The organism is Rhodococcus sp. NPDC056743, from assembly GCF_042790355.1.
Classification (GTDB): domain Bacteria; phylum Actinomycetota; class Actinomycetes; order Mycobacteriales; family Mycobacteriaceae; genus Rhodococcus_F.
In genome coordinates, this window is sequence record NZ_JBHTZI010000011.1 from 187,881 (window position 1) to 212,984 (window position 25,104).

28 protein-coding genes are annotated in these 25,104 nt (G+C 61.5%); 15 read left to right on the top strand and 13 right to left on the bottom strand.

The window, feature by feature from the left end:
* Window positions 1–5: 5 nt before the first annotated feature.
* Both ACFRFQ_RS25210 and ACFRFQ_RS25215 read right to left on the bottom strand, forming a co-directional pair.
* Entirely contained in the window at window positions 6–419 is a 414-nt protein-coding gene (locus ACFRFQ_RS25210) for a molybdopterin-binding protein (RefSeq protein ID WP_138872188.1), read from the bottom strand.
* 98 nt (window positions 420–517) lie between these two features.
* The gene (locus ACFRFQ_RS25215; protein WP_378663804.1) at window positions 518–1,087 is read right to left on the bottom strand and encodes a carboxymuconolactone decarboxylase family protein; all 570 of its coding nucleotides are present in this window, start codon (window positions 1,085–1,087) and stop codon (window positions 518–520) included.
* A gap of 133 nt (window positions 1,088–1,220) precedes the next feature.
* Here ACFRFQ_RS25215 and ACFRFQ_RS25220 point away from each other — a divergent pair, with 133 nt between their 5' ends.
* Window positions 1,221–2,420, top strand: coding sequence for a pyridoxal phosphate-dependent aminotransferase (locus ACFRFQ_RS25220; protein ID WP_378663806.1), 1,200 nt, complete (start codon window positions 1,221–1,223; stop codon window positions 2,418–2,420).
* Window positions 2,417–3,427: an AraC family transcriptional regulator gene (locus tag ACFRFQ_RS25225; RefSeq protein ID WP_378663809.1), complete on the top strand. Its 1,011-nt coding sequence runs from the start codon at window positions 2,417–2,419 to the stop codon at window positions 3,425–3,427. Before ACFRFQ_RS25220 ends, ACFRFQ_RS25225 begins: the two co-directional genes overlap by 4 nt.
* Here ACFRFQ_RS25225 and ACFRFQ_RS25230 read toward each other — a convergent pair.
* Both ACFRFQ_RS25230 and ACFRFQ_RS25235 read right to left on the bottom strand, forming a co-directional pair.
* On the bottom strand, window positions 3,424–3,849 hold the full coding sequence (locus tag ACFRFQ_RS25230) for a VOC family protein (RefSeq protein WP_378663811.1): 426 nt from the start codon (window positions 3,847–3,849) through the stop codon (window positions 3,424–3,426). The two genes, ACFRFQ_RS25225 and ACFRFQ_RS25230, sit on opposite strands and share 4 nt — an antisense overlap.
* A gap of 82 nt (window positions 3,850–3,931) precedes the next feature.
* Window positions 3,932–4,372, bottom strand: a complete 441-nt coding sequence (locus ACFRFQ_RS25235; RefSeq protein ID WP_378663814.1) for an Lrp/AsnC family transcriptional regulator — start codon at window positions 4,370–4,372, stop codon at window positions 3,932–3,934.
* 79 nt (window positions 4,373–4,451) lie between these two features.
* Here ACFRFQ_RS25235 and ACFRFQ_RS25240 point away from each other — a divergent pair, with 79 nt between their 5' ends.
* From ACFRFQ_RS25240 to ACFRFQ_RS25255, 4 genes are all read left to right on the top strand, one after another.
* A complete protein-coding gene (locus tag ACFRFQ_RS25240) occupies window positions 4,452–5,189 on the top strand; it encodes an AzlC family ABC transporter permease (protein ID WP_378663817.1) in 738 nt (245 codons plus the stop codon).
* Window positions 5,182–5,511, top strand: a complete 330-nt coding sequence (locus tag ACFRFQ_RS25245) for a branched-chain amino acid transporter permease (RefSeq protein WP_378663820.1) — start codon at window positions 5,182–5,184, stop codon at window positions 5,509–5,511. Before ACFRFQ_RS25240 ends, ACFRFQ_RS25245 begins: the two co-directional genes overlap by 8 nt.
* Window positions 5,512–5,653: 142 nt before the next feature.
* A complete protein-coding gene (locus ACFRFQ_RS25250) occupies window positions 5,654–6,784 on the top strand; it encodes a HoxN/HupN/NixA family nickel/cobalt transporter (protein ID WP_378663823.1) in 1,131 nt (376 codons plus the stop codon).
* Window positions 6,785–7,001: 217 nt separating this feature from the next.
* A complete protein-coding gene (locus ACFRFQ_RS25255) occupies window positions 7,002–7,634 on the top strand; it encodes an alpha-ketoglutarate-dependent dioxygenase AlkB (protein WP_378663826.1) in 633 nt (210 codons plus the stop codon).
* A 4-nt stretch (window positions 7,635–7,638) separates the two neighbouring features.
* Here the strand turns inward: ACFRFQ_RS25255 and ACFRFQ_RS25260 are convergent, their stop codons facing one another.
* Together ACFRFQ_RS25260 and ACFRFQ_RS25265 are read right to left on the bottom strand one after the other, a co-directional pair.
* Window positions 7,639–8,286 carry a CoA transferase subunit B gene (locus ACFRFQ_RS25260; protein ID WP_138872168.1) on the bottom strand — a complete coding sequence of 216 codons (648 nt, stop codon included), beginning with the start codon at window positions 8,284–8,286 and terminating at the stop codon, window positions 7,639–7,641.
* A complete protein-coding gene (locus ACFRFQ_RS25265) occupies window positions 8,283–9,029 on the bottom strand; it encodes a CoA transferase subunit A (protein WP_378664176.1) in 747 nt (248 codons plus the stop codon). Before ACFRFQ_RS25265 ends, ACFRFQ_RS25260 begins: the two co-directional genes overlap by 4 nt.
* 565 nt (window positions 9,030–9,594) lie before the next feature.
* Here ACFRFQ_RS25265 and ACFRFQ_RS25270 point away from each other — a divergent pair.
* The 3 genes from ACFRFQ_RS25270 (at window position 9,595) to ACFRFQ_RS25280 (ending at window position 12,747) form a co-directional block, all read left to right on the top strand.
* The gene (locus ACFRFQ_RS25270; RefSeq protein WP_378663828.1) at window positions 9,595–9,780 is read left to right on the top strand and encodes a hypothetical protein; all 186 of its coding nucleotides are present in this window, start codon (window positions 9,595–9,597) and stop codon (window positions 9,778–9,780) included.
* A gap of 177 nt (window positions 9,781–9,957) precedes the next feature.
* Window positions 9,958–11,115 (top strand): acyl-CoA dehydrogenase family protein, encoded by a 1,158-nt coding sequence (locus ACFRFQ_RS25275; protein ID WP_378663830.1) that lies wholly within the window; start codon window positions 9,958–9,960, stop codon window positions 11,113–11,115.
* A 111-nt stretch (window positions 11,116–11,226) separates the two neighbouring features.
* Window positions 11,227–12,747: an acyl-CoA synthetase gene (locus ACFRFQ_RS25280; protein ID WP_378663833.1), complete on the top strand. Its 1,521-nt coding sequence runs from the start codon at window positions 11,227–11,229 to the stop codon at window positions 12,745–12,747.
* Window positions 12,748–12,775: 28 nt separating this feature from the next.
* Here the strand turns inward: ACFRFQ_RS25280 and ACFRFQ_RS25285 are convergent, their stop codons facing one another.
* The 4 genes from ACFRFQ_RS25285 to ACFRFQ_RS25300 form a co-directional block, all read right to left on the bottom strand.
* Complete coding sequence (locus ACFRFQ_RS25285; protein WP_378663836.1) at window positions 12,776–13,483, bottom strand: TetR/AcrR family transcriptional regulator; 708 nt, start codon at window positions 13,481–13,483, stop codon at window positions 12,776–12,778.
* Window positions 13,484–13,576: 93 nt separating this feature from the next.
* Window positions 13,577–14,953 (bottom strand): phosphotransferase, encoded by a 1,377-nt coding sequence (locus tag ACFRFQ_RS25290; protein ID WP_378663839.1) that lies wholly within the window; start codon window positions 14,951–14,953, stop codon window positions 13,577–13,579.
* Window positions 14,944–16,128, bottom strand: a complete 1,185-nt coding sequence (locus ACFRFQ_RS25295) for an acyl-CoA dehydrogenase family protein (RefSeq protein WP_378663842.1) — start codon at window positions 16,126–16,128, stop codon at window positions 14,944–14,946. The genes ACFRFQ_RS25290 and ACFRFQ_RS25295 overlap by 10 nt, the downstream gene beginning before the upstream one ends.
* A complete protein-coding gene (locus ACFRFQ_RS25300; RefSeq protein ID WP_378663845.1) occupies window positions 16,125–16,511 on the bottom strand; it encodes a nuclear transport factor 2 family protein in 387 nt (128 codons plus the stop codon). The genes ACFRFQ_RS25295 and ACFRFQ_RS25300 overlap by 4 nt, the downstream gene beginning before the upstream one ends.
* 180 nt (window positions 16,512–16,691) lie before the next feature.
* On the opposite strand from ACFRFQ_RS25300, the gene ACFRFQ_RS25305 reads away from it, so the two are divergent.
* Genes ACFRFQ_RS25305 through ACFRFQ_RS25315 form a run of 3 tightly spaced genes read left to right on the top strand, consistent with a single transcriptional unit; the run spans window position 16,692 to window position 18,272 of the window.
* Window positions 16,692–17,255: a VOC family protein gene (locus ACFRFQ_RS25305; RefSeq protein ID WP_378663847.1), complete on the top strand. Its 564-nt coding sequence runs from the start codon at window positions 16,692–16,694 to the stop codon at window positions 17,253–17,255.
* Window positions 17,256–17,291: 36 nt separating this feature from the next.
* Entirely contained in the window at window positions 17,292–17,930 is a 639-nt protein-coding gene (locus ACFRFQ_RS25310; protein WP_378663850.1) for a carboxymuconolactone decarboxylase family protein, read from the top strand.
* Between the two features lie 45 nt (window positions 17,931–17,975).
* Window positions 17,976–18,272 (top strand): putative quinol monooxygenase, encoded by a 297-nt coding sequence (locus tag ACFRFQ_RS25315; RefSeq protein ID WP_378663853.1) that lies wholly within the window; start codon window positions 17,976–17,978, stop codon window positions 18,270–18,272.
* Window positions 18,273–18,332: 60 nt separating this feature from the next.
* Here ACFRFQ_RS25315 and ACFRFQ_RS25320 read toward each other — a convergent pair whose 3' ends face one another.
* Complete coding sequence (locus tag ACFRFQ_RS25320; protein ID WP_378663856.1) at window positions 18,333–19,547, bottom strand: CaiB/BaiF CoA transferase family protein; 1,215 nt, start codon at window positions 19,545–19,547, stop codon at window positions 18,333–18,335.
* A 133-nt stretch (window positions 19,548–19,680) separates the two neighbouring features.
* Here ACFRFQ_RS25320 and ACFRFQ_RS25325 point away from each other — a divergent pair, with 133 nt between their 5' ends.
* Window positions 19,681–20,454, top strand: coding sequence for a GntR family transcriptional regulator (locus ACFRFQ_RS25325; RefSeq protein ID WP_378663858.1), 774 nt, complete (start codon window positions 19,681–19,683; stop codon window positions 20,452–20,454).
* On the opposite strand, the gene ACFRFQ_RS25330 is transcribed toward ACFRFQ_RS25325, so the two are convergent.
* On the bottom strand, window positions 20,380–21,288 hold the full coding sequence (locus ACFRFQ_RS25330; protein ID WP_378664179.1) for a hydroxymethylglutaryl-CoA lyase: 909 nt from the start codon (window positions 21,286–21,288) through the stop codon (window positions 20,380–20,382). The two genes, ACFRFQ_RS25325 and ACFRFQ_RS25330, sit on opposite strands and share 75 nt — an antisense overlap.
* Before the next feature lie 232 nt (window positions 21,289–21,520).
* Here ACFRFQ_RS25330 and ACFRFQ_RS25335 point away from each other — a divergent pair, with 232 nt between their 5' ends.
* Together ACFRFQ_RS25335 and ACFRFQ_RS25340 are read left to right on the top strand one after the other, a co-directional pair.
* On the top strand, window positions 21,521–23,056 hold the full coding sequence (locus ACFRFQ_RS25335) for a class I adenylate-forming enzyme family protein (RefSeq protein ID WP_378663861.1): 1,536 nt from the start codon (window positions 21,521–21,523) through the stop codon (window positions 23,054–23,056).
* Between the two features lie 54 nt (window positions 23,057–23,110).
* The gene (locus tag ACFRFQ_RS25340) at window positions 23,111–24,049 is read left to right on the top strand and encodes an SMP-30/gluconolactonase/LRE family protein (protein WP_378663864.1); all 939 of its coding nucleotides are present in this window, start codon (window positions 23,111–23,113) and stop codon (window positions 24,047–24,049) included.
* Window positions 24,050–24,687: 638 nt separating this feature from the next.
* Here the strand turns inward: ACFRFQ_RS25340 and ACFRFQ_RS25345 are convergent.
* A complete protein-coding gene (locus ACFRFQ_RS25345) occupies window positions 24,688–25,002 on the bottom strand; it encodes a hypothetical protein (RefSeq protein ID WP_378663867.1) in 315 nt (104 codons plus the stop codon).
* Window positions 25,003–25,104: the final 102 nt, after the last annotated feature.

Below are 25,104 nucleotides of genomic sequence, written 5' to 3' on the forward strand. Positions count from 1 at the left end.
TTTCCTTACTGAGTTTTGGGCGTTGACGGGGTTTCCACAATCACGGTGGTGGCTTTGACGACTGCTGCTGCGATGCTGCCGACTTCGAGCCCCAACTCCCGGACCGCTTCTGCGCTCATCAGCGAGACCACCGTGAACGGCCCGCATTGCAATTCGACCTGGGCCATCACCGTGTCGGTGACAACTTTGGTCACGAGGCCGGCAAACCGATTGCGGGCCGATGTGCCGGTACTGAGCGGGTCCGTGGGCGCAGGAGCCGCGTTGGATCGCGCAAACGCGGCCAACTCGGCTCCGTCGATCACCTTGCGCCCCGAATCGTCGGCCGCGGCACTCAGTTGACCGCTGTCGATCCACCGACGCACAGTGTCGTCACTGACACCGAGCAGTCCGGCCGCCTCGCGTATTCGTATGTTGGGCACCTCGTGATCGTAAGGCTCATAGCAGTACCAAACAAGCCAAAAGGCCCGCAGATGCGTTAAAAATAGATCAAATTGTCCGCTCTTGCGGAATTACACGTTCAGTCCTCCGCCCACGGAACTCGGCAGGAATCGGTACTGAAACCCTGCTCGGTAATCCCCAACGCGGAATACATTCGGGATCTCATGTTCTCGAGCCCGATCTGATAGGTCAGCTCCACCACGCCGGCCCGACCGAACCGAGTTTCGAGATCCGCGACCTGCTCGTCGGTGACACCGTGCGGGGAACCTGTCATCGCGTCTGCGTACGCAATGGCTGCTCGCTCGTCCTCGCTGTAGAGCGGCGAATCCCGATAATGCTCAATCGCTTTCAAACGCTCGACGTCAAGGCCGTCCAGACGCGCGAGCATCGTGCCGAAGTCGACGCACCACGAACAGCCGACGGTAGAGGCAACCCGGTAGACGGCCAATTCCCGGACGCTCACCGGCAGTACCTTCGACGCTTTCTGTACTGCCATTTCATGTCGGGCAGCCGCGAGAAACAGCTTCCTGTGGTTCGCGAGCACGGCAAACGGTTCTGGGACCTCGTCGAACTGCCGGGCCGCGAACTTGTACGCCACTTTGATCAGTGGTCCGGCATCACCGGGCGCCACTGCGGGTATGCGGGTCATGGCAACCTCCGTAAGTCTGTGGCACCACAATCGGCGCCACTTACAGAGTGGAACGAATGCTGGGTTCTAAACGTGCTGAACCGAGCCCTGACAGCAATGCGAAGATGCAACTACCGCCGACTAAGCTGCAAAGATGCCTTCGACGCCCCGCAATCGCACCGTTTCGCGGCTGCAGCCCTTTGCGTCCACGATCTTCGCCGAGATGACAGCACTGGCAACTCTTCATGGCGCCGTCAATCTCGGCCAAGGGTTCCCAGACACCGACGGACCCGCCGCAATGCTCGAGGTTGCGCGCCAAGCCATTGCCGATGGAGTCAACCAATATCCACCTGGTCCGGGTATGCCGGTTCTGCGCCAGGCCGTTGCTGCCGACCGCGCGGCCCGGTACGGCTTGGATTTCGATCCCGATTCCGAAGTGCTCGTCACCGTCGGCGCCACCGAAGCGATCAGTGCTGCAATTCTGGGTTTGGTCGAACCAGGCGAGGAAGTTGTACTCATCGAGCCGTATTACGACTCGTACGCGGCTTCTGTTGCGCTGGCCGGCGCGATCCGTCGTACCGTCCCGTTGGTCCCATCCGGTGACAAATTTATTGTCGACCTCGACGCAGTGAAGGCAGCGATCACCCCCAAAACAAAGATGTTGGTGGTCAACAGTCCACACAATCCCACCGGGACGGTGTTCACCGATACCGAATTGCGTGCACTCGCAGACATTGCGTGTGAGCGCGACCTGATCGTGCTGAGCGACGAGGTCTACGAGCACTTGGTCTTCGACGGCCGCACCCATACCCCGATGGCATCGCTGCCCGGAATGCGCGAACGCACCGTCACAGTGTCCAGCGCCGCAAAGACTTTCAATGTCACCGGCTGGAAGACCGGCTGGGCGATCGGTCCGCGCGAGCTCATCGACGGTGTGCGCGCGGCCAAACAATTCATGTCGTTCGTGGCCGGCGCGCCGTTCCAACCGGCCGTTGCGTACGCACTGACCAACGAGCAAGCGTGGGTCACGGATCTGCGATCAAGCCTGCAGTCCAAGCGAGATGTGCTCGCCGACGCGTTGACCGACGCGGGACTGCACGTGCATTCGGGCGGCGGCACCTACTTTCTACTCGCGGACATCCGGCCACTGGGTGAATCTGATGCCGGAGATTTCTGCCGCGCGTTGCCGGAACGGATCGGTGTTGCAGCCGTGCCCGTCGACGTATTCGCCGACAACCGTGACAACTGGAAACACTTGGTGCGGTTTGCATTCTGCAAACAGGACCATGTACTTGCCGAAGCAGCGAAGCGTCTGCAGGGGCTCCAGGGGCTCCAAGGAGCAGCTCACCCATGAATGCTCGCACCATCCCCACTGCATTTGTTCACCGTTATCTCTTGTTCTCACCGGACAACAATGTGGACTTGTCGAGCGCCCTGCGCGCAGCAGGAATCGATCTCACTACGCTGGCGGACCCCCGGGCGCGGCTCACCCCCGCTCAGGTAACTACCTTCATCCAAACCACCTGGCAGATCACGAACGACGAATTGTTCGGTCTCGGCCGCTCCCCGGTCCCCCGCGGCACCTTTCGCCTGATCTGCCTGACATTGATTCACTGCCCCGACCTCGGAAGCGCCTTCGCACGGATGGCCGACGTCATCCGGGCACTGCCGGGTTTGGCTCCGTTGTCGATAGAGGCGGGCGAAGACAACACTCGTATCAGTTTCTCCGTTCAGCCTCGGGACGGAGTCGCCGAACCCGGTATCGCAGCGCGTGTCACCACCGACTTCGTCTTGATACTCCTGCACCGATTTGCCGCCTGGTTGATCGGCAAGCGAGTCAAGCTGCGGGCCGTCGAGTTGCCGTACCCACCACCGGATGCGCGGTTGGCTCAAGATTACGATTACATCTTCGGCATCCCGGTCACCTTCGATGCATCCTGCGCCGCTTTGGATTTCGATAATTCCGCTATGCGCGCACCGATCATCCAGACCGAGGAAACCCTCGAGGAGTACCTGCGCACGTCGCCTATTCAGCTGATGTCCGAGCGCGATTACGACAGCACGGCATCAGCACAGGTACGCCGAGTTGTGGAGCTGGGGGTGAAGGGACGCACCTCGACAGCGGAAGAGATTGCCGAAATGCTCTCGATCAGCGTGCCGCACCTGCGAAGGTTGCTTCGCCGCGAGGGCACGTCACTGAATCAGTTGCGTGAAGAAGTGCTACGCGACGTCGCGATCGCCGGTCTGGGCCGGGGCGAATCGGTCGACGTTCTGTCGGCTCGCCTCGGGTTCTCCGAGCCCAGCGCGTTCCGCCGGGCGTTCAAACGCTGGACCGGAGATACTCCCAGTTCGTATCGCTAGCTGACACAGAATTCGTTGCCCTCCGGGTCGGACATCGTGATCCACACGCTCGGGCCTTGCTGCCCTCGGTGAAGTATCGTCGCACCGACCGTCTCGAGATGAGCGGCTACGTCCTCACGGTTGTCACCCACTCGGATATCCAGGTGAAGTCGGTTTTTCACCGCTTTCTTCTCAGGCACGAGCTGAAACAGAACACGCGGGCGCTCCGGATGTTCCGGATCGCTGATGGCCGCACCTTCCCTCCAGACAAGTACGCCCTCAAAAGTGGTGGTGTCGGATTCTTGCGCGTGACCAGCGGCGACGAGCCCTCTGATGAAATCCTCGTCGCTCGGCTCGACAGCCCATCCGAGCGCGGCGGCCCACCATTTTGCCTGTTCATGCGGTTGCGCGGAGTCCACGGTGACTTGAAATTCGTATCCCATGTTCCGACGCTAACGCCAGGCACCGACAAAGATCAGGTGCTGTGTGCGCCAACCCCATCCTTCCGGTGCGAGGCCACCGACCTCAGTCCACACTCTTGATGGTTTTCATCGTGATGAGCGAGGTCACCCGTGACACAGCGGGGAGGCCGCTGAGTTTGGTGGCCATGAATTGTTCGTAGGTCGCGAGATCCTTGACTGCGACGCGGATGAAGTAGTCGGGGATCCCGAAGAGCCGTCGACATTCGATCACTTCGTCGAAAGCTGCGACGCGTGATTCGAAGTCCTCGATGGTCGCCTGGTCGTTGACGCCGATCTCGGCGGTCACGATCACCTGAAATCCGCGGTCGAGTGCTTCGGGGCTGACAATTGCCCGGTAACCGATGATGACTCCGTCGGCCTCGAGTTTCTTGACCCGGCGCAGGCACGGCGACGGCGTCAGGCCCACCAGATCCGCCAATTCGGTGTTGGTCAGACTGGAGTCCTGACGGAGGTGGAATAAAATTGCGTCATCCATGGCATCCATGCGGATATTATTGCGCAAAGTCTGAATTCTGCGCATTCTGGGCAATCGTCGACCACCCACTTTGTACTACATTTCTGTGGTGATCGAATCTTCAACATCAGCGGACGCACCTGCCGTCGATGCCGCGAACCGGAGCCCAGCGTGGCGACGCGCCTTTGCCTTGTCACTGCCGGTGGGCATCGGACTCTTACCGCTCGGCATCGCCCTCGGGGTACTTGTCGTACAACAAGGCCTGAACCCTTGGTGGGCACTGGTTTTCACCTCACTGATCTATGCCGGATCGCTGGAGTTCATTGCCGTCGGCATGGTGGCCGCGATGACTCCCCTGCCTTACGTCGCACTCACTGCGTTGCTGGTCAACTTTCGACACGTCTTTTACGCGTTGAGTTTTCCGCTGAACAAGGTGCGGAATCCGTTTGCGCGCTTCTACAGCATGTTTGCCCTCACCGACGAGGCGTATGCCATGTCGGTCACCACCGACCCCAAAGCCCTCTCCGGTCGCGTCATCGTATTCTCACAACTGTTCCTGCACGGCTACTGGGTTGGCGGCGCGATCCTCGGAGCTACTGCGGGACAATGGATTCCCGATTCGATCGTCGGAATGGACTTTGCGCTGACAGCCCTGTTCGTCGTCCTGTCGATCGAAGCGATGCGGGCACAGAGCGGCTATGCCGTGCCGGCAGCAGCAGTTACCTGCGCACTGGTGGCGCGCCTCATTGCACCCGATCATGTTCTACCGATCGCGATGGGCGGATTTGTCACGTTCCTGATCGTCCGATACTTGGCCACGTCCCGAAAGGCCGCAGCAGATGCCTGACACCACGTATATCTTCAGCGCCGTCGCCATCATGGCCGTCGTCACCTTTGCGTTGCGCGCCATACCCTTTGCCGTCCTGAAGCCGCTGCGCTCATCGGCTCTCATCGCGTATCTCGGAATCTACATGCCGGCGGGAGTCATGTCGATCCTCGTGATGTACTCGCTGAAGAACGTTTCCGTCATCGGACCGTCGCACGGCATACCCGAACTGATCGCCGTCTCGGCTACCGCCGCAATCCACCTGTGGCGAAAGAACGCAGTGCTGAGCATCGTCGTCGGGACCGCGATGTACGTCGCGCTGATGAACACGATCTTCGCCTGACTTTCCCATCCGGCAGCAAAGCGCCTTTACTCGCGGATGGGCAACTTGTAACCGAAATGCCCTTATCTGAACAGTTGAACACTTATACGATTTTTGTATGACGGTGGCACGCCGACCCTCGACACGAAATCGGTGACGTTCGATGACGACGGATACAACCTCGACCGGAAACAAACTCGTCGCAGCGTGGACCAGCCTCGACCGCCCCCAACGACGCAGCATCATCGGAATGACGGCCACGGTCGTCGTGCTCAACGTGGTCGGTTGGGCAGTGCTGTTCGGCCTCGTCGTTCCCGGGCACTATGCCGTCGAGGGCAGTGTTTTCGGTGTCGGACTGGGTGTGACCGCCTACACGCTCGGAATGCGGCACGCCTTCGACGCCGACCACATCGCCGCTATCGACAACACCACACGCAAACTTGTTGCCGATGGCAAAAAGCCCATGTCCGTGGGGTTTTGGTTCTCCCTCGGCCATTCGACCATCGTGTTTGTCATGGTCACTCTGCTCGCCTTGGGTGTGCGACGGCTGGCGTCCAGCCTGTCCGACGAGAACTCCGATCTGGGGAAATGGGCCGGACTGTTCGGAACCACCGTGTCGGGCACATTCCTGATCTTGATCGGCCTCCTGAATCTCGTGTCCCTCATCGGAATTCACCGGGTCTACACGAAATACAAAGCGGGAACGTTCGACGAGAAACAACTCGAGAAGGAACTCGACAGCCGCGGGGCATTGAACAAGATTCTGGGACCGGTCATGAAAACGGTCCGCAAGCCATGGCACATGTACCCCGTCGGATTACTCTTCGGCCTGGGTTTCGACACTGTCACCGAAGTCGGCCTTCTCGTCATCGCCGGCGGCGCAGCCGTGACGGGCTTGCCGTGGTATTCAATTCTCGTTCTGCCAATTCTGTTCTGCGCCGGGATGTGCCTCTTCGACTCCATCGACGGATCCTTCATGAATTTTGCCTACGGTTGGGCGTTTGCGCAGCCGGTGCGAAAGATCTACTACAACATGGTGATTACCGGCTTGTCGGTGGCCGTGGCTCTGATCATCGGAGTGCAGGAGATCATCTCGATCTTCACCGAAAAACTTGATATTCACACCGGAATCCTGGGCGCGATCGGCAACCTGGACTGGGGTGCGATGGGCTTCATCATCGTCGGACTGTTTGTGATCACGTGGCTCGTTGCGATTGCCGTGTGGAAGCTGGGGCACGTCGAAGAGCGATGGCAGGCGCAATCCGCCGCAGCAGCGGGACAGGAAGCAAATTAGTCGTGTTTCGGGAGCAGCCTTCCGGGGTATTGACGGATTGCGGCAGAGATTTCGGAGCGAGGGGTCAGCCGCAACAGGCCTGCCGCCCGGCTGTCACTCGCCGGGAGGTGGGCCGCCAAATTTCACGGCCCCGATACGGTGCTTCAGATATTGCCCGAGATTGCTCGAGTTCGAAAAGTTCGAACATATGTTCTAGCTTCGGTGTAGTCTGTTATTCATGTCCAGCGCCATGCAACCGTCACTGTTCGACAATGTCGACCTGGGTGTTTCCTTGGCCGAACTCGACAACACCCTGCAACGACGGAAACTCACCGCAGGCGCGTGGGTCGATCATCGGCCCGCTTGGCTCACCGGATCGGAAGCCGTGTTCGATACCCTCGAAAGCTCGGTGCCCTGGCGTGCGGAGCGACGCCAGATGTACGACCGCGTGGTCGACGTCCCGCGGTTGGTGTGTTTCTTTGGCGAGAACGAGCCACTGCCGGATCCCCTGCTCGTCGAAGCAAAGGACGCCCTGAGCAGCCACTATCGCAGCGAACTCGGTGAACCGTTCACCACGTCCGGGCTGTGCTTCTATCGCGACGGGAGCGACAGCGTCGCGTGGCACGGCGACGACACCGGGCGAAGCCGCACCGAGGACACGATGGTAGCCATCTTGTCGCTCGGCGCTGCCCGACCGCTACTTCTTCGTCCCCGCGGCGGCGGGGAGTCCATCCGCTTCAACCTCGGACACGGCGATCTCCTGGTCATGGGAGGCTCGTGCCAACGGACCTGGGAGCACGCTGTGCCCAAGAGCGCCCGCGCACTCGGGCCGCGGATCAGCGTGCAATTCCGTACTCGCGGAGTCCGCTGAACTGTCAGACGAGCAGCTTTGCTCCGGTTGCGGCAACAACGTCGTCGACGCTGACACCCGGCGCCGTTTCGACCAGACGCAAACCGTCGGCGGTCACGTCGATCACCGCCATGTCGGTAATGATTCGCTGCACGCATCCCTTGCCGGTGAGAGGAAGAGAGCATTCTTCGACGATCTTGTGCTCACCCTTCTTCGACACGTGCTCCATCATCACGATGACGCGCTTGGCGCCGTGAACCAGATCCATCGCGCCACCCATTCCCTTGACCATGTGGCCGGGAATCATCCAGTTCGCGAGGTCTCCGGTGGCGCTTACCTGCATGGCTCCGAGGACAGCAACGTCCACCTGGCCACCGCGGATCATGCCGAACGACGCGGACGAGTCGAAGAACGACGCGCCGGGTAGCACCGTGATGGTTTCCTTACCCGCGTTGATCAGTTCGGGATCGAGTTCTTCCTCGGTCGGGTACGGCCCGACTCCCAAAACGCCGTTCTCCGAATGCAATACGACGGTGATGTCGGTGGGCAGGTAGTTCGGAACCAGCGTCGGCATTCCGATGCCGAGGTTCACGTACTGACCGTCCTCGAGCTCGCGCGCTACCCGTGCTGCCATCTCTTCGCGGGTGAGTTTGGTTGGGGTCACTGCAGTCATGCTCGTACCGTCCGATTCTCGATGCCGACTGTCACAGGGCCGACGTGGACAACTCGCTGAACGTGGATTCCGGGGGTGTGAATCTCGGCAGGGTCGAGTTCACCGGGTTCCACGAGGTGTTCCACCTGAGCGATGGTGATCCGACCGGATGTTGCCGCGGCCGGGTTGAAGTTCTGGGTGCTGGCGCGGTAGACGAGGTTGCCGTGCCGGTCGCCTTTCCACGCGTGAACCAGGGCGTAGTCTGCGACGATGCCTCGTTCCATCACGTAGGTGACACCGTCGAATTCGCGAGTTTCCTTGGGCGGGCTGGCAACTGCGATGCCGCCACTGCCGTCGTAGCGCAATGGCAAGCCGCCGTCGGCAACCTGAGTACCGACACCAGCCGGAGTGAAGAACGCGGGGATACCGGCACCGCCGGCGCGCATGCGCTCGGCCAATGTGCCTTGCGGCGTGAGTTCGACTTCCAGTTCACCGCCGAGGTACTGGCGGGCGAACTCCTTGTTGGAGCCGACGTACGAGCTGATCGTCCGGCGAATCCGCCCGTGTTCGAGGAGTACACCAAGCCCGAATCCGTCGGTACCGCAGTTGTTGCTCACGGTCTCGAGAGACGTTGCGCCCTGCTCGAGCAGTGCATTGATGAGGATCTCAGGCACTCCGACGAGCCCGAATCCTCCGACAGCGATCGTGACGCCGTCCGGCACGTCCGCGACGGCCTCGGCTGCAGTGGGAACGACTTTGTCCATCATGCTCATGACACTACCGCGAACTGTGCGTATTGTGAACCCCAGTACGCATTGCGAACATTCTTGGATCAGCGCCCGACCGTCGCCGGACGCTTGTCCCGAAACGCGCCGACCCCTGCCGCAAAATCCGCACCCGCCAGCAGTTCCAGTTGACCCGCTCGCACTCGAAGGCAGCGCCAGTTTGCCGAGCGTGGCGTCCGTTGATCGCGCATCCTGCGTCCGACGGAGGCATGGGGCGGGCCGTCCAGCGGCCGACGAGTGAGAAACTACGACCCGAACCTCCGGATCCGCAGGTCCCCTAGAATAGGTCGGCAATCGCTTCGAGCGTTTCGGCATGGACGGCATTCTTGCCGGCAGGAGGATCAATTGCGATATGCAGAACTCATCCTCGAGTGCGCTCGCGATACCCGACTCGACGGTTGTCATGACGAATTCCTTGACTACAGACGTGAAGTGAGACTCTTTGCACGTGCCACGAAGATCAAGAGTTTGACCTGAGCGCCGTTCGAGTGGTAGCTATTTATCGATCGCTAAATGACAAATAGTGCCGTTCCAAGGAGTCCTCGTGGCCGACGAATCAAGCACGACCGAACCCGCAGCGTTCTACGAGCGCCGAGGCTCCATCGCAATCTTTACCCTGAGCCGCCCGCGCGCGCTCAACTCGGTCAACGGCGAGCTGGTGACGGCCGCCGACAACCTCATCGAGCAGACCCACTCAGATGCCGACATCCGCGTCGTCACCGGCACCTGAGGTACTTTCCGCGCTTGCGCCGATCTGAAGGCAAGCCTTCACCGAAAGGCGTCCACCTCTATGACAGGGACGCTAACAGTATTCGAATTACCCTCCGCGACAAGACGATCACCCTACACCACTGGGTTCCCCGTTACACCCGACCCACCTGAACACCGAGCCTGAGGCAGAAAACCGATGCAGCGTAAGCACTTCGAAGCCGACCACGAGGACTACCGTGCAACCGTCCGTGAGTTCCTCGCCCGTGAGATCGAACCTCACTACCCGCAGTGGGAAGAGGATCGGTTGATCGACCGCGGCGTGTGGCTCGCCGCCGGTGCATCAGGCCTCGTCGGCCTCAGCGTGCCCGAGGAATTCGGCGGCGCGGGCGTTGCCGACTACCGGTTCCGTCAGGTCGTTTTCGAAGAAATCGCCCGCACGGGCACCACGTCGTTCGGGTCGGGCCTGAGCGTGCACGACGACATCGCCATACCGTACATCCTGCATCTCGGCACGGAGGAGCAGAAGGCACGCTGGCTGCCTCGAATGGCCAGCGGTGAGGTGATCACAGCCATTGCCATGACCGAGCCCGGCGCCGGCTCGGACCTGCAAGGAGTTCGAACGTCTGCGGTACGGGACGCCGACGGATGGGTGATCAATGGCCAGAAGACGTTCATCACCAACGGAATTCACTCCGATTTCGTGATCGTCGTGTGCCGGACCGACCCGGAGGCGGGGTCGAAAGGCTTCTCACTGATCGCAGTCGAACGCGGCACTCCCGGATTCACCCGCGGGCGCAAGCTCCACAAGGTCGGACTAGCCGCACAGGACACCGCAGAACTGGTCTTCGAGAACGTGCGCGTTCCGGCCGACAACCTGCTCGGAACCGAGGGCAAGGGATTCCAGCACCTGATGGAGAACCTTCCGCTCGAACGGATCTCCATCGCGGTGTCTGCAATCGTGGCTGCCCGCGCCGCCTACGAGTGGACGAAGAACTACGTATTCGAACGAAAAGCATTCGGAAAGCCGATCGGAGATCTGCAGAACACTCGATTTGCCCTCGCAGAAATGCGCACGGAAATCGAGGTCACCGAATCACATATCGACCGTGCAGTAATCGCGTTGAATGCCGGCGAGCTCACAGCAGTCGACGCGTCGATGAGCAAGTGGTGGGCGACGGAACTTCAGAAGCGTATTGTCGACCGCTGCGTACAGTTGCACGGCGGCTACGGCTACATGATGGAATACCCGATCGGCCGCGCCTTCGTCGACTCCAGAATCCAGACCATCTACGGCGGGACTACCGAGATCATGAAAGAAATCATCGGCCGGGACATCGCCGCTGGGTTCCGGTGACACGAACTCGCTGAACCTGCCCTGACGAACAACTCTACGAAGAGCTAATTCGCTTACTGGACAAGGAATTTCACCGAAGACCACCGCGAACCCGACAGGAGATCAACCGTCATGTTCCCAGGCACCCACAGTGTCGTCACCCCAGACAAGGCCGCCGTCATCGTGGCCTCTACCGGAGCGACGACCACCTACGCCGAACTGGAAGCCCGATCTTCACGCTTTGCACGGTGGATGTTCGACATCGGACTGCGACGCGGAGACCACATCACCGTGCTCTCCGACAACGACCCGATCGTGTTCGAACTATACTGGGGTGCACTGCGATCCGGTCTCTACATCACGGTCGTCAACCATCACGGCACCGCCGACGACCTCGCCTACGTGATCGCCGACTCGGGTGCGAAGGTGCTCGTGGCGTCGGCTGCGCTGGCCTCGCTCGCCGAGAACCTGACCCACCGCGTCCCCGCAAACTGCCGACGGTTGGCCTTCGGCGGCCCGGTCACCGGCTATGACTCCTACGAGAACGCGGTGGGCTCGGTATCGGCAGAGCCGTTGCCGTATCAGCCAAGCGGGGCGGACATGATGTACTCATCCGGGACGACGGGCCGGCCGAAGGGCATCAAATCCCCTCTGCCCGACCGACAGGTTCACGAGGCACCTGGCCTCCCGGCGACTCCAATCGTCGAGTCCTTCTACGGTTTCGGCCCCGACACCGTCTTTCTCTCACCCGCACCGATCTACCACGCCGCGCCGCTGCGGTACTGCACGGCGACCCAGTCACTCGGCGGCACCGTGGTTCTGATGGACCGGTTCGATGCGGGTGACGCCCTCGCGGCGATCGAGCGATACTCGGTGACGCACTCGCAGTGGGTGCCTACACACTTCATCCGAATGCTCAAATTGCCGGACGAGGAGCGGACCCGGTACGACCTGAGTTCGTTGCGGGTAGCAGTCCACGCGGCCGCGCCCTGCCCAGTCGAGGTCAAGGAGTCGATGCTGGGCTGGTGGGGCGACGTGCTCTTCGAGTACTACAGCTGCTCCGAGAACAACGGCTCCACCCTGATCGACAGCGCCGAGTGGCGCCGCAAACCGGGCAGCGTCGGCCGCGACGGCGTGCAGGGCATCGCTCACATCTGCGGGGACGACGGTCGAGAGCTGGGCGCGGGCGAGGTCGGGCTGCTGTACTTCGAACGCGACGACTGGACCTTCGAGTACCACAACGATCCTGAAAAGACGGCCGCTGCACAGCATCCCGACCATCCGACGTGGACGACGGTCGGCGACGTCGGCTACCTGGACGAGGACCGCTACCTGTACCTCACTGACCGGGCGACGTTCATGATCATTTCGGGTGGCGTCAACATCTACCCGCAGCAGATCGAGAATTGTCTCAGCGTGCACCCCGATATCTGGGATGTAGCGGTGATCGGCACTCCCGATCCCGAGATGGGGCAATCTGTGCAGGCCGTTGTGCAATTGATGCCTGGTACTTTGCCGTCAGACGACCTTGTGCAGGACATCATCGACTTCGCCCGCGGCCGACTCGCCCGCTACATGTGCCCGCGGTCGGTGCGGTTCGTCGACACTCTGCCCCGCACCGAGACCGGCAAACTTGCAAAGCACCGGTTGTAGACGATCAAATTCTGCGGCACATCGATCCTCACGGTGCATGACTGGCGAGAGGATCGATACGCTCGGTCCCGGACTCACCGAGTTCGAGACCGAGCGCGCCGATGCACATCTGATCCAGAGTGTCGAGCAGGCACTCCTCGTCGGCCTCGTCGCCTTGGACAAGCCACAGATACAGAGTGTGGTCAACCATCGCCGACATGGCGCGAGCCGCCATGACCGGATCGAGGGACGCTCGGACGTCGCCCTGCTCCTGCCAGCGCGCGATGGCCCGGGCTGTCCGGTCGATCAGCTGCCGACGATGCTCGTGGCGAAGTCCGCGAAATTCGGTGTTGAATGTAGCGACCTGCTCAACGATGGCCATGAGCTTCGCATTGCGGCGGTACGCCTGGTAATACAACCGGTTGGTGGCAATCAATCTCTCCGCCGGAGACAGGTCGGGATCGAGAGGTTCACGGCGATGCACGTCGTCGAAGAGCCTGGTGCTCAATTCTTGGAACACATCGTCTTTCGACTCGAAGTACCGGTAGAACGTTCCGTAGGAGACTGACGCTTCCTGCGCTATCTGCTCGACTCGGGTTTCCAGAAACCCGACCTCCTCGAAGACCTTGCGCGCTGCATCAAGCACATTGTCCCGGGTCTTTCGCCCCCTCGCAGTCAGGGTGTCGACGGATGGCGGCACCGAAGGTGCGCTGTCGGATAACTTGCTCACCGTCACGAGTGTCCAAGAAGATGACATGACTGTCAAGTCATGTTGCTTCCGGAGAAACGAAGAACTCGACCCCTCCAGCGTAGACATGCCATACAGGAAGGACCGAAGTTCACGTCGAAATCAGTTGCGCGACGGGTGCAGCATGTGCCGTGGATTCGCCACGCGCAGCCGAGCGAGCACCGAAGTCGAGAGCAACCGGCGAACCCTTACGTCGGAGTACGAGACGGCACTCACACGAATTCGATCGGCGAGATCGGTTTCAGATGTGCAATCGAGGGCTGCAAGCAAGGTTTGAACCTCGCCCGTGCAGTCTCCCGCGCTGAGCTCCCGTCCGGCAATTCCCAGTAGGTTGACGCAGATCCTCAGTAGGTACCGTTCGCGTTCGTGCACCCCGTCGAGCACGGGGGCAATATCGTCACGAAGAGCACCGTTGACGAGTTCGAGGATCTCCGACAGGCCCGGGCGGTCGTGCAGCGTCGGCGCCGTCGCATCTGGTTGCGGATCGACATCTTCGAGCAAACCGAGAATCAGGAGCAGGTCGTACTCGGACTCGCACACCCGTCGTCCGATCGCGGCCAGTTCGATGGAGTTCTCGGTGCCACCGAGGTGCCGCTGCGACTGAAACTGACTGAGCACCAACCACCGCAACGTGCCGTACGCTTCCCACCAGTGCAGTTCAGCGTCCGACGGCCGAACGCCCGTAGCGCGTTCATAACCGTCGAGCAGTTGTTCGAGGGTACCGATACCCGCGACCGGCGGCTGCGCGCCAAAACGCCACGCACGCACGCAGAGCCAGCCGAGGTCCTCGATCGGATCACCGAGGTGAGCGAGTTCCCAGTCCAGCACTCCGCGAATTCCGGCGCCGTCGACCAACACATTGCCGAGCCTGAAGTCGCCGTGCACCAACGCGTCCGGACGTTTGACCGGCCGGTTGTCCCTAAGCCATCGAAGCCCGACTTCAACTGCGGGCCGGGGTTGGTCCATGCCCCGGTACACAGCCTCGAGCGCGTCCAACGGGTCGCCGCTGTCGAGCATCCCGAGAGTCCCGGTGTCGGCACTGTGAATCTGCCCGAGCACGTAACCCATGTCCTCGGCGAGATGCATCCGCACCTCGTCGAACTCGGGATCTCGCTGCAATTTACGCGGGATCGACTCACCGACAACCATGTCCATCAACAGATACGGGGCATCTATGCCCGGTGCCGTGTCCCCCGATGCGAGGACAGCAGGAACTGGAACTCCGACTGCGGAGGCTGCCCGCAGGCATGCCACCTCTGCCTGCATCCGGTCGGCGTCGCCGTGCCCGGGTGGGTCCCGTCGCAGCACAACGTCCTGCGATCGGCCGTCCGCGCCGCGAACCTCGATCGCCCAGATCTGACGGCTCGCGCCGCCGGTGAGCTGACGAGGTTCGCCGACGGTCATTTCAGTGCCGAAGGCGGCACTGAGCGCGAACCGGATTCCGTCACCGAGATTGCCGGCAGCGTGAGTCACAGCCATGGCGCGGCACCGGGGTCGCGTAGCAGTCGACGCGCGGTCGACATGCGGTGTACCTCGTCCGGACCGTCGTAGACGCGCGCGTAGCGAGCCTGGCGGTACATCCGTTCGAGCGGGGTGTCGGCGGTCAGGCCGAGCGCGCCGTGTACCTGGATGGCGCGATCGATGACGTCGTGCAGCATCCGGGCTCCCCAGAACTTCACGAGCCCGATCTGGATTCGAGCGTCCTCGCCGGAATCCATCACGCGGGCTGCGTCGAGGGTCATCAGACGGGCGGCGTGAATCTGCGCCGCGGATTCCGAGATGTACCGGTGGATTTCGCCCTTCTCAGCGAGAAGCGACCCGTGTACGTAGCGGGTGTTCGCACGCTCACACATCAATTCGAATGCGCGCTGCGCCTGGCCGAGCCAGCGCATGCAGTGGAAGATCCGGCCGGGTCCCAGTCGGTCCTGCGCGACGACGAAGCCCTTGCCCCGTTCGCCGAGGAGGTTGGCCGCCGGCACTCGGACGTCGGTGAGTCGGACCTCGTAGTGATCGCTGGGATCGTGGCCCATGGTCGGAATCGACCGGACGATCTCGAATCCAGGAGTATCGGTGGGCACGATGATCGCACTGATCCGGGCGTGCCGGGGCGTCGATTCGGGCTCGGTGCGAGCGAAGACCGAACAGTACCCAGCATTCGCCACACCCGTGGTGAACCACTTGAGCCCGTTGATAACCCACGTGTCGCCGTCGAGTTCTGCGCGGGTCTCGATCAGGGTGGGATCGGAGCCTGCAGTGTCCGGCTCGGTCAAACCGACCGACGGCAGGAAATCTCCTGCGACGATCGGCGGGATCCACCGCTTCTTCTGCTCGTCTGTGCCGTGCTTGTGCAACATCAGGGTGTCCTGCATGGAGACCGAACCGACTGCCAGCTGGCCGAATTCGGAACGACCGATGACCTCGTTGAGGTAGACGAAGTCCAGGAAAGGAACTCCGCCGCCACCGACGTCTGCCGGGTGCCCGAGCGCCCACAAACCTAGTTCCTTTGCGCGCGAGCGCAGTTGACCGAGAGTCTTGTGAGCGGCGTCGTCCTCTTTCGCGAGGACGGACTCTATCGGGATCACCTCGTCGTCGATGAATGCGCGTAACCGAGTACGCAATTCGGCGATGTCGCCTTCGGGTTGGTTAACGGTCATGAGTGCCTCCTTGTAGCAGCAGCAAGTTGCAGGGGCCGGGTTGCGGCCGAGTCGACGTACTCGTCGATGCGAGTGATCAAACCGTTTTCGACACGGACGAACAGGCTGGCCGGAATCTCGAGTGGTCCGTGTCCCGGGAGGGTGCCACGCACGACGTGCTGTTGAGCAAATCCGTCGGGCAGCGTGTAGCGCCGGATGTCTTCGTAGCGGAAGTTCTCGAGGGTTCGGGAGAGCCAGCGTAGGGTGCGAAGATTCTCCGCGACCGTCTGCTCCTGTCCGTCGTCGTTATGCCAGATACGTGCGTCCGGCGAATACAGTTCGGTGAGTGTCGCTTCATCACCACCGGAGACGGCGGCGAAGAACCGATCTGCGAGGTCTTTCATGCGAAAATGCTTCTCCTCAAGGCAGTTACAGCACACAAGCTACGGTCTCCCGCCCCGCCCGCAAGGAGCTGGTATTGACAGACGACTTGCGTATGGACAAACTATCCAAGAACATGACATGACTGTCAAGTCACATTCTTGCCCTGTTTCGCGCCATGCCATTCCCCCGAAAGGATCGCAATGAACGCCAATCCGAAGTTCGAATTCCGCGGAATCAATCACCTCGCACTTGTGTGCTCGGACATGCAGCGCACCGTCGACTTCTACTCAGGAACCCTGGGTATGCCGCTCGTCAAGACGCTCGATCTTCCCGGTAACCTCGGACAACATTTCTTCTTCGATTGTGGAAACGGAGACACGCTGGCGTTCTTCTGGCTGGCGGATGCACCCGACGCAGTTCCCGGAATCTCCGCCCCGGCCGGACTGCCTGACCGGGACGAACTTGTCAGCGCTGTCGGCTCGATGAATCACGTTGCCTTTGCCGTCCCGCCGGAGAAGTTCGACGAGTACCGCAAGCGACTCAAGGCCGACGGCATACCGCTGAGCATCACTCTCAACCACGACGACAGCCCGGAGGGCGCATCGCGAGAGATCCATGAGGGCACCTTCGTCCGGTCCTTCTACTTCCAGGACCCCGATGGCGTACTTCTCGAATTTGCCTGCTGGACCAAAGAATTCACCGAGGCCGACGTCGCACACACGCCGAAGACCGCCGCAGACCGCACCGTTCCCAGCACTTCCTGATACCCCGAGCTTCCTGAAAACCCGAAAGGAACCTGCATGCCACGTCTTCGCGAAATCCCCCGCTCCGAGGTAACCGACGAGAAGATCCTCTTCTTCTACGACCGTCTGTTCGGCCCCGACAAGGACCCCGCCGTCGATCACGGCACTATCCACGCCACCCCCGGTGACTGGTGGACCGTATTCGCCCAGTCCTCCGACGTTTTCCGTCATGCCGTCAAAGGATTCGCGCTGTATCGCAACGCAGACCTCGATCCCCTCCTGCGTGAACTCGGCCAGGCCCGCGCCGGGTACGCTCGCGGCAGCCAATTCGTCTTCTCCCAGCACTGCAAGCAGATGCGCTCCCTGGGCATGACCGAAGAGAAGATTGCCGCGCTCCCCCACTGGCAGGTCAGCGACCTGTTCAGCGACATCGAACGCGCCGTCCTCGCCTACACCGACGGACTCGTCTACGACGGCGGGCGCGTACCCGACGAGGTCTTCTCCGCCCTCAAAGCGCACCTGTCCGACAAGCAGATCATGGAACTGACGTACATCACCTGCATGTACGACATGCACGCCACCATCTGCCGTGCCCTGAAACTCGAATTCGACGATCGCCCCGAACTCATCGAGGAAGTCCGAATTCCCGAAGGCGTCGTTGTCGCCGACCTGTCCGCCGACCTCGCCGGAGAATGACCCGCTAGTCTTCATCGAAGACTACCTACTCTGTAAGGACCGACCATGGAACTTGTTGCCATCCTGGAACTTTCATTCAAGCCGGATTCTCTCGAATCTGCACGTACGGTAATGGCGCGGGTACTCGAGGAAACGCGAGCATTCCCCGGTTGCATTTCCGTGAAGACAGTCGTCGACAGCAAGAGCCCCACTACGTGGCGATTTATCGAAACCTGGGAATCCGCCGAGCACGACGCGGAGTACCGCAAGTTCCGTGCCGGCGAGGGCGCTATCACCGACCTCGGTCCGCTACTGGCAGGCGCACCGTCGCTGACGACGGGAACCGTCGACTCGCAGGTCTGATCGAATCTACGCAGACGAAGGCCTCCTGTCGTGAATTCACGACGGGAGGCCTTCGTCGCGTCAGCTGGTCGATTGAACAGCGGTACCGGCCGACCTCAAGTCGTCCCATTGGCTCTCATCGACGCCGGCCAATGCAGCGAGGACTTCGCGGGTGTGTTCGCCCAGACCCGGTCCCGGCACGGGAGTCGCCGGCTGCGACCGGGAGAACTTGGGTACGACGCCGGTCGCGGGCACTGCAATACCGAATTGGTTGACGAGGCGGACCACCATGTCGCGCGCGGCATACTGCGGGTCGGCGAGCATGTCCGGGGCCGTGTAGATGCGGCCGGCCGGAACACTGTTGTCCTCCATGGACTTCAGCAGTTCGTCGCCCGTCATCCCGCGGGTCCACTCACCGATGACCGCGTCGATCTCGGCCATGTTGTCACCGCGCGGGCCGTGCGTTGCGAACTTCGGGTCGTCGGCCAACTCGGGACGGCCCATTGCGGTGCAGAGCCGACGGAAGACGGTGTCGGCGTTGGCGGCGATGATGATCTCGGCTCCGTCCGACGTGGGGTACACGTTCGACGGCGCGACGCCGGGCAGCACCGATCCGGTACGACCTCGGGTGACTCCACCGATTTCATGGTCGGCCATCGTCGATTCCATGAGGGCAGCAACTGCCTCGTAAATCGCAACGTCCACTTCCTGGCCGCGGCCACTGACCGACCGCTCATGGACCGCTGCAAGGGTTCCGATCACCGCGAACAGTGCAGCCAAGGAGTCCCCGAGGCTGATGCCCACGCGGGTCGGGGGCAGTCCGGGGTTGCCCGTCGTATGACGGATTCCACCCATCGCCTCACCGACGCTGCCGAAACCCGCATCCGTCGAACGCGGCCCGTTCTGACCGAACCCCGAGACATGAACCAGGATGACGCGCGAGTTGATTTCAGAGAGGGTCGGGTAGTCCATCCCCCACTTCGCAAGCGTGCCGGGCCTGAAGTTCTCGAGGACGATGTCGGCTTCGGCGACCAGCTTGCGCACCAACTCTCGACCGTCGGGCTGACGCAGGTCGATCGCGACCGACTTCTTGTTCCGCGCAATCGACGGCCACCACAGGCTTTCGCCGTCAACCGTGACGCCCCACCGCCGCATCGAGTCACCAGATTCGGGCGCCTCGATCTTGAGCACCTCCGCCCCGTAGTCGCCCAACAACTGCCCCGCGAAAGGACCGGCGATGAAGTTTCCCAGTTCGAGTACGCGCAGGCCGCTGAGCGGACCGGAAGTTGTAGTCATGGAAAAATTGTACACAATCTGACATCAAAGCTCGATAATTTCCCTGGAACACGTAACTACTGCATACAAAAATAGAAAGTGCGTCGGGATAGGCTTGTTTTCGCATCAACCCCACATGAAACGAAGAGGCACCGTGGCAACCACACCGCAGGCACCGGGTCAGATCGCCTACTCCCAGATCCGTCAGGCGATCGTCGAAGGGCGCTACAAGCCTGGCCAGCGTCTGATCGAACAACGGATCGCCGAGCAGTTTTCGTTGTCCCGCACACCGGTGCGCGAGGCGCTTCGGAGACTCGAAGCCGAGGGCCTTGTGCTCAGCGAGCCGAACCGAGGATCCATCGTCCGAACCCTGTCGGTGGAGGATGTCTCGGACTTGTACGGACTTCGCGCCCGACTCGAGGCGTATGCCGCCGAACTGGCTGCCTCACGCATCGACCCCGCCACCCAGACGGTTCTCGACGCGGGGATCGAGGCTTTTGCTCTCGCCCTGACAATCACGTCGGCGGACGCTGTCGATCAGGTTCGAGCGGTGGATACGGCAAACAGCCAGATCCACCGGGCCATCATGACCGCCGCCAAGCACGAGCGTCTGAGCCGCCTACTCGAACGGACCACCGACGTTCCGTTGGTCTTCCAGGCATTCCGCCAGTACGACCGCGCCCAGACCGAGCGCTCGCACCTGTTCCATCAACTCATCCGCGACGCTATCGTCGCCGGCGACGGAAATCGGGCGTCCGCCCTGATGCACGAGCACGTCCTCCAAGGCCGCGATGTGCTTCTCGCCCACCTCGCAGTAACCAGCAGCGACGAAGTGGACGAGTTGTTCGGCGTCTCAACCTGGGAAACCGCCGGCACGGGCGAGTTGGCCGGGAACCTGAGCGCCGAGTATCCCGCCGAGCCAGTGTGAGGCCTTGATCAACTCGGGCAGCTGAGCGCCCGTGGCGATACCACTGCGATCGAGGAGATAGACCAGATCCTCGGTCGCAATGTTGCCCGTGGCATCCGGAGCGAAGGGACATCCACCAATCCCGCCGATCGATGAATCCAGCACGCTCACACCGGAATCGATGGCCGCAACAGCGTTTGCATAGCCCGTGTTGCGCGTGTTGTGAAAATGAGCGCGCAATCGAATTCCAGGTGCGATCGCTGCGGTCCCCGCGACCAGCCTGGATACCTGGGCGGGCACTCCCACCCCGATCGTGTCGGCCAGCGCGATCTCGTCCACCCCCAAATCGGCCATCTGCCCGGCGAGAGCAAGGACCGCAGATTCGGACACCTCTCCCTCGAACGGACACCCGAAGGCGGTGGCGATGGTGGCCGACACCCCGATACCCGCGGAACGGGCATCGTCGACGAGATCACGCACTATGTGGACTGAGTCCGTGACCGACATACGTTGATTGCGCTGACTGAAGGTTTCCGACGCCACGACTACGACGTTGACCTCGTTCACGCCTGCTGCCACCGCGCGATCGAAGCCGCGGCGATTGAGTACGAGACCGCTGTAGGAGACATCGTCACGACGAGGCACCCCTGCCATGACTGCCTCCGCGTCGGCCATCTGCGGCACTGCGGCCGGGTGCACGAAGCTGGTGGCCTCGATGCGACGTAGACCGGAAGCAATGGCGTGCTCGATCAGCGCAATCTTGTTCGCCGTCGAAACATGTACTGCCTCGTTCTGTAGTCCGTCGCGCGGGCTTACTTCAACAATCTCCACGGCATATCCCTTCCTGTGCAGCATCGCTCGGCGAACTGCGCACCGATCATGAATCATTGTATACAAACTCCCTCGCCTGACGGAGTCGACAATGTCGCAAAATCAAGCCCCCTTCCATGCACCTCCACCATTCCGCCAGTTGGACTCAAGTCAGATCGTCCAACCGCCTCCGGTAAGCGCTTGTGATCCATGGCACTTTTGAGTTAGATTGTGTGCAATTCACGGCCGCTTGATCTCGTTTCGACTGGAGCCCCACATGCTGTACAGCGATCTTCTACGGCGGAACGCCACTCGCTTCCCCCATAAGACTGCGCTCGCAATGGATGACGGATCCGATACCCGGACCTACGCCCAACTCCACCAGCGCGCCCTGCGCCTGGCCAACGGTATGAGCGGTCTTGCGGCCCCCGGCGACCGCGTAGCCCTGCTGTCCGAAAACAATCTCGAGTACGTCGAGGCCTACTACGGTGTCCCGGCTGCCGGAATGGTCCTGACCCTGCTCAACTACCGATTGCACCCCAAAGAGTGGGTCTGGATCCTCAACGATTCCGGGGCTCGTGTGCTGATGGTGGAAGCCAAGTATCTCGAGGTGATCGCCGACTATCGATCCGAGCTCACGAGCATCGAACACATCATCGTGATCGGCCAAGGCACAACAGGTTTCACGACCTACGAGAACGTCCTCCAGTCCGCGTCGATGATTGCCCCACAACTTCAGATCAGCGACGACGACGATGCCTGGATCCTGTACACGAGCGGAACGACGGGCAAGCCCAAGGGAGCCCGGCTGAGCCATCGCAACCTCAACACTGCCCTGATCCAGTCCGCGCTCGAGTACGACCCGAAACCGGAAACCTGCTTCCTCAACGCCATGCCCCTGTGCCACATCGCGGGCTACCTCACTCCGCTACATCAATTCCACGGCGGCTCGGTGGTGATGATGTCGGGCTGGGACCCAGAACGATGGATGCAGTTGGTGCAGGACAACCGCGTAACCAGTGGTGGCTTCGCGCCGACCATGATGCAAATGCTGCTCGCACACCCGAAGATCAATGACTACGACCTGAGCAGCCTCGAGTGGATGGGCTACGGTGCGTCGAAGATCCCGGCAGATGTGTTGCGCCAGACCATTGATCGGTTCGGGCCTGTTGTTTATGCCGGAATGGGAATGACCGAACTCGGCGGCAACATGCTCACACTCGACAAGGCCGCGCATATCCGGGCGGCTAACGGCGAGGAGCACCTGCTCGACGCCGTCGGCAAGCCGATGTCCCTCGTCGATGTCCGCGTCGTAGACCCGCTCGAAAATGACTGTCCCACAGGAGAAATTGGCGAAATCATCGTTCGGGGCGACCAGGTGACAAAGGGCTATTTCGGCAATCCCGAGGCGAATGCGCAGAGTTTCGAGCGCGGCTGGTTCCACACCGGTGACCTGGCACGTCAGGACGAGGAGGGATTCCTCTACATCGTCGATCGCGCCAAGGACATGATCATCTCCGGCGGGGAGAACGTGTACTCCAGCGAGGTCGAAAACGCGATCTACACCAACCCTGAAGTCCTCGGCGCGGCGGTCATCGGAACGCCCGACGAAAAGTGGGGCGAGATTGTCACCGCCGTCGTCGTCCGCAAGCCCGGCACCACTCTTACCGCCGACGACGTTGTCAGCAGCTGCAAGTCGCAACTCGCCGCCTTCAAGCAACCGCGCAAGGTCATCTTCATCGACGAAATGCCCCAGACCGTCAGCGGCAAGATCCGCAAGAACGTCCTGCGCGATCAGTTCACGACCAACTGACGCCAACACCCCCAGTACACGAACTCCCGCAGTACACGAACCGAGGAGAACCCGATGTCGTTCACAGTTGTCACTACCGGACTCAAGTTCCCAGAGGGCCCGGTAGCACTGCCCAACGGCGATGCACTGGTCGTCGAGATTCACCGCGGCACGCTCACCCGCGTCACCCCTGACGGCACCAACACCGTCGTCGCAGAGGTAGGCGGTGGGCCCAACGGCACCGCTATCGGCCCCGACGGCCTCGCGTACATTGCCAACTGCGGAGGGATGATCGCTACCGAAGCGTATGGCTACGTCTTCGCCGGCGGCACCCCCGAGGACTACACCGGCGGCAGCATTCAAGCTGTCGATCTCGAATCCGGCGAGGTCGAGACGCTCTACACCGAGTGCGACGGCGTCCCGCTCCGCGGCCCCAACGATATCGTCTTCGATGCGCATGGTGGCTTCTACTTCACGGACCACGGCAAAAGTAACGAACGGGGTACCGACCACGGCCGCCTCTACTACGGCACAAGCGACGGTTCGTCCATCCGCCTCGTTGCGTCAGAGATGAATGGCCCCAACGGAATCGGCCTCTCCCCCGACGGCACCCGCCTCTACGTCAGCGAGACGTACACCGCCCGCGTCTGGTGGTGGGACGTTACCGGTCCCGGCGAGATCGTCGGCGGCCGTACGCTTGCCGGTTCCGGTGGTGGCAACTTCCTCTGGGGTTCGCCCGACTTCCGATACTTCGATTCGCTCGGTGTCGAAGCCAACGGCAACATCTGCGTCGCATCGTTGGCTACGCCCGGTATTTGTGTGATCAGTCCCGAAGGCGAATTTGTCGAGTTCGTCAGCATCGACACCGATGGCGACCCCGGCATCACGAACATCTGCTGGGGCGGCGAAGACATGCGAACGGCGTACGTCACCGCATCGAGCACCGGCAAACTGCTCCGATTCGACTGGCCCCGAGCGGGTCTCGTTCTCAACTACCAGGGTTCCCTGGTCTGACAAGCACCCTCGACAACGTGATGGCGTTGTCTCGGCACAAACTGCCGAGACAACGCCATCACGCCTATCCGTATCTACGCGACTCGATGCCCATCGGCGAGTGACGCGGCTTCGTCACCGCATCGTCACCACCAATCGCAGCGACGATGCGGCATGGAGAGGTCGTCGAATACTTCGCCGTCGCCGATCCTCCAATGCCGAAGATCGGCCGAGATCCGAGATACCGCGCGACGCCGCTCCCGCCGAAGATCGCGGTGACGACCCTCGCCGTCGTAGCAGAGCGAGCAGGAGCAGATCCGGGTTCCGGTATAAGTGAATGTCCAGCAGCAGGTTCCCGGCGACTGTGACGAGCGATCGAACACAGCGATAGACGGGAGATCGCAGGGCCCACCGCGATGATCATGGTCGGCTTCGATTCCCAACTCACGACGAGTCAGGCGAACCCACAGCGGTGCGTGTGAATCAGTACGGGACAAGGCAGTGCCTTTCGGGCTCGTGCGCCCCGACCCGCTACCCCCGAATGAGGACGAACCGGGGCGACGGTTGGTGCGCCTCACCCAGCGCCTGCCGCAGCATGCACGTCCGTCCGAACTGGGTCATGTCACCGATTCTGGCACAGTCTCCCGACAGATGACCTGTCAGTCGAACTCGATGTGCGCGCGAATCGCGCCATCCTCTCGAAGCCAACCTTTCAGCCGCGCATACTCCACCATCGCCTCGAAGCCACTCTGCCAGTCGTCCCCAGCGCCGGCCTCGCCCGCAAGTCGCGCAACCGCATCCGCGGATATCCAGGCGCGGCCATCCTCGACCTCACCCGCCGCGTCAGCTTCGAGAGCCTTTCCGACGCTCTCGACGTCGTGGCCGATGGGAGCATGCACTGCGAAGGCCGTGAAAGTATCCCAATCCACCAATCGGACACCACCGTGTTCATCCACCGTCAACTGCACGAGCATTCCTCCATTCAAGATACGTCCAACTCACCTGGATTCCAGAAATCTACTGCCCCAACGTGTTACCCACTCATCCGACTCGATGACTGTTCGCGAACTTCCTCA

What these genes read in the sequence shown, in the direction of transcription:
- ACFRFQ_RS25300 (WP_378663845.1), bottom strand. Translation starts at nt 16,511, where the DNA reads ATGAAAGACCTCGCAGATCGGTTCTTCGCCGCCGTCTCCGGTGGTGAT.
- ACFRFQ_RS25220 (WP_378663806.1), top strand. Translation starts at nt 1,221, where the DNA reads ATGCCTTCGACGCCCCGCAATCGCACCGTTTCGCGGCTGCAGCCCTTT.
- ACFRFQ_RS25305 (WP_378663847.1), top strand. Translation starts at nt 16,692, where the DNA reads ATGAACGCCAATCCGAAGTTCGAATTCCGCGGAATCAATCACCTCGCA.
- ACFRFQ_RS25225 (WP_378663809.1), top strand. Translation starts at nt 2,417, where the DNA reads ATGAATGCTCGCACCATCCCCACTGCATTTGTTCACCGTTATCTCTTG.
- ACFRFQ_RS25215 (WP_378663804.1), bottom strand. Translation starts at nt 1,087, where the DNA reads ATGACCCGCATACCCGCAGTGGCGCCCGGTGATGCCGGACCACTGATC.
- ACFRFQ_RS25295 (WP_378663842.1), bottom strand. Translation starts at nt 16,128, where the DNA reads ATGACCGTTAACCAACCCGAAGGCGACATCGCCGAATTGCGTACTCGG.
- ACFRFQ_RS25265 (WP_378664176.1), bottom strand. Translation starts at nt 9,029, where the DNA reads ATGGACAAAGTCGTTCCCACTGCAGCCGAGGCCGTCGCGGACGTGCCG.
- ACFRFQ_RS25230 (WP_378663811.1), bottom strand. Translation starts at nt 3,849, where the DNA reads ATGGGATACGAATTTCAAGTCACCGTGGACTCCGCGCAACCGCATGAA.
- ACFRFQ_RS25345 (WP_378663867.1), bottom strand. Translation starts at nt 25,002, where the DNA reads ATGCTCGTGCAGTTGACGGTGGATGAACACGGTGGTGTCCGATTGGTG.
- ACFRFQ_RS25250 (WP_378663823.1), top strand. Translation starts at nt 5,654, where the DNA reads ATGACGACGGATACAACCTCGACCGGAAACAAACTCGTCGCAGCGTGG.
- ACFRFQ_RS25330 (WP_378664179.1), bottom strand. Translation starts at nt 21,288, where the DNA reads ATGCTGCACAGGAAGGGATATGCCGTGGAGATTGTTGAAGTAAGCCCG.
- ACFRFQ_RS25320 (WP_378663856.1), bottom strand. Translation starts at nt 19,547, where the DNA reads ATGACTACAACTTCCGGTCCGCTCAGCGGCCTGCGCGTACTCGAACTG.
- ACFRFQ_RS25285 (WP_378663836.1), bottom strand. Translation starts at nt 13,483, where the DNA reads ATGTCATCTTCTTGGACACTCGTGACGGTGAGCAAGTTATCCGACAGC.
- ACFRFQ_RS25280 (WP_378663833.1), top strand. Translation starts at nt 11,227, where the DNA reads ATGTTCCCAGGCACCCACAGTGTCGTCACCCCAGACAAGGCCGCCGTC.
- ACFRFQ_RS25255 (WP_378663826.1), top strand. Translation starts at nt 7,002, where the DNA reads ATGTCCAGCGCCATGCAACCGTCACTGTTCGACAATGTCGACCTGGGT.
- ACFRFQ_RS25260 (WP_138872168.1), bottom strand. Translation starts at nt 8,286, where the DNA reads ATGACTGCAGTGACCCCAACCAAACTCACCCGCGAAGAGATGGCAGCA.
- ACFRFQ_RS25290 (WP_378663839.1), bottom strand. Translation starts at nt 14,953, where the DNA reads ATGGCTGTGACTCACGCTGCCGGCAATCTCGGTGACGGAATCCGGTTC.
- ACFRFQ_RS25310 (WP_378663850.1), top strand. Translation starts at nt 17,292, where the DNA reads ATGCCACGTCTTCGCGAAATCCCCCGCTCCGAGGTAACCGACGAGAAG.
- ACFRFQ_RS25315 (WP_378663853.1), top strand. Translation starts at nt 17,976, where the DNA reads ATGGAACTTGTTGCCATCCTGGAACTTTCATTCAAGCCGGATTCTCTC.
- ACFRFQ_RS25335 (WP_378663861.1), top strand. Translation starts at nt 21,521, where the DNA reads ATGCTGTACAGCGATCTTCTACGGCGGAACGCCACTCGCTTCCCCCAT.
- ACFRFQ_RS25275 (WP_378663830.1), top strand. Translation starts at nt 9,958, where the DNA reads ATGCAGCGTAAGCACTTCGAAGCCGACCACGAGGACTACCGTGCAACC.
- ACFRFQ_RS25235 (WP_378663814.1), bottom strand. Translation starts at nt 4,372, where the DNA reads ATGGATGCCATGGATGACGCAATTTTATTCCACCTCCGTCAGGACTCC.
- ACFRFQ_RS25340 (WP_378663864.1), top strand. Translation starts at nt 23,111, where the DNA reads ATGTCGTTCACAGTTGTCACTACCGGACTCAAGTTCCCAGAGGGCCCG.
- ACFRFQ_RS25245 (WP_378663820.1), top strand. Translation starts at nt 5,182, where the DNA reads ATGCCTGACACCACGTATATCTTCAGCGCCGTCGCCATCATGGCCGTC.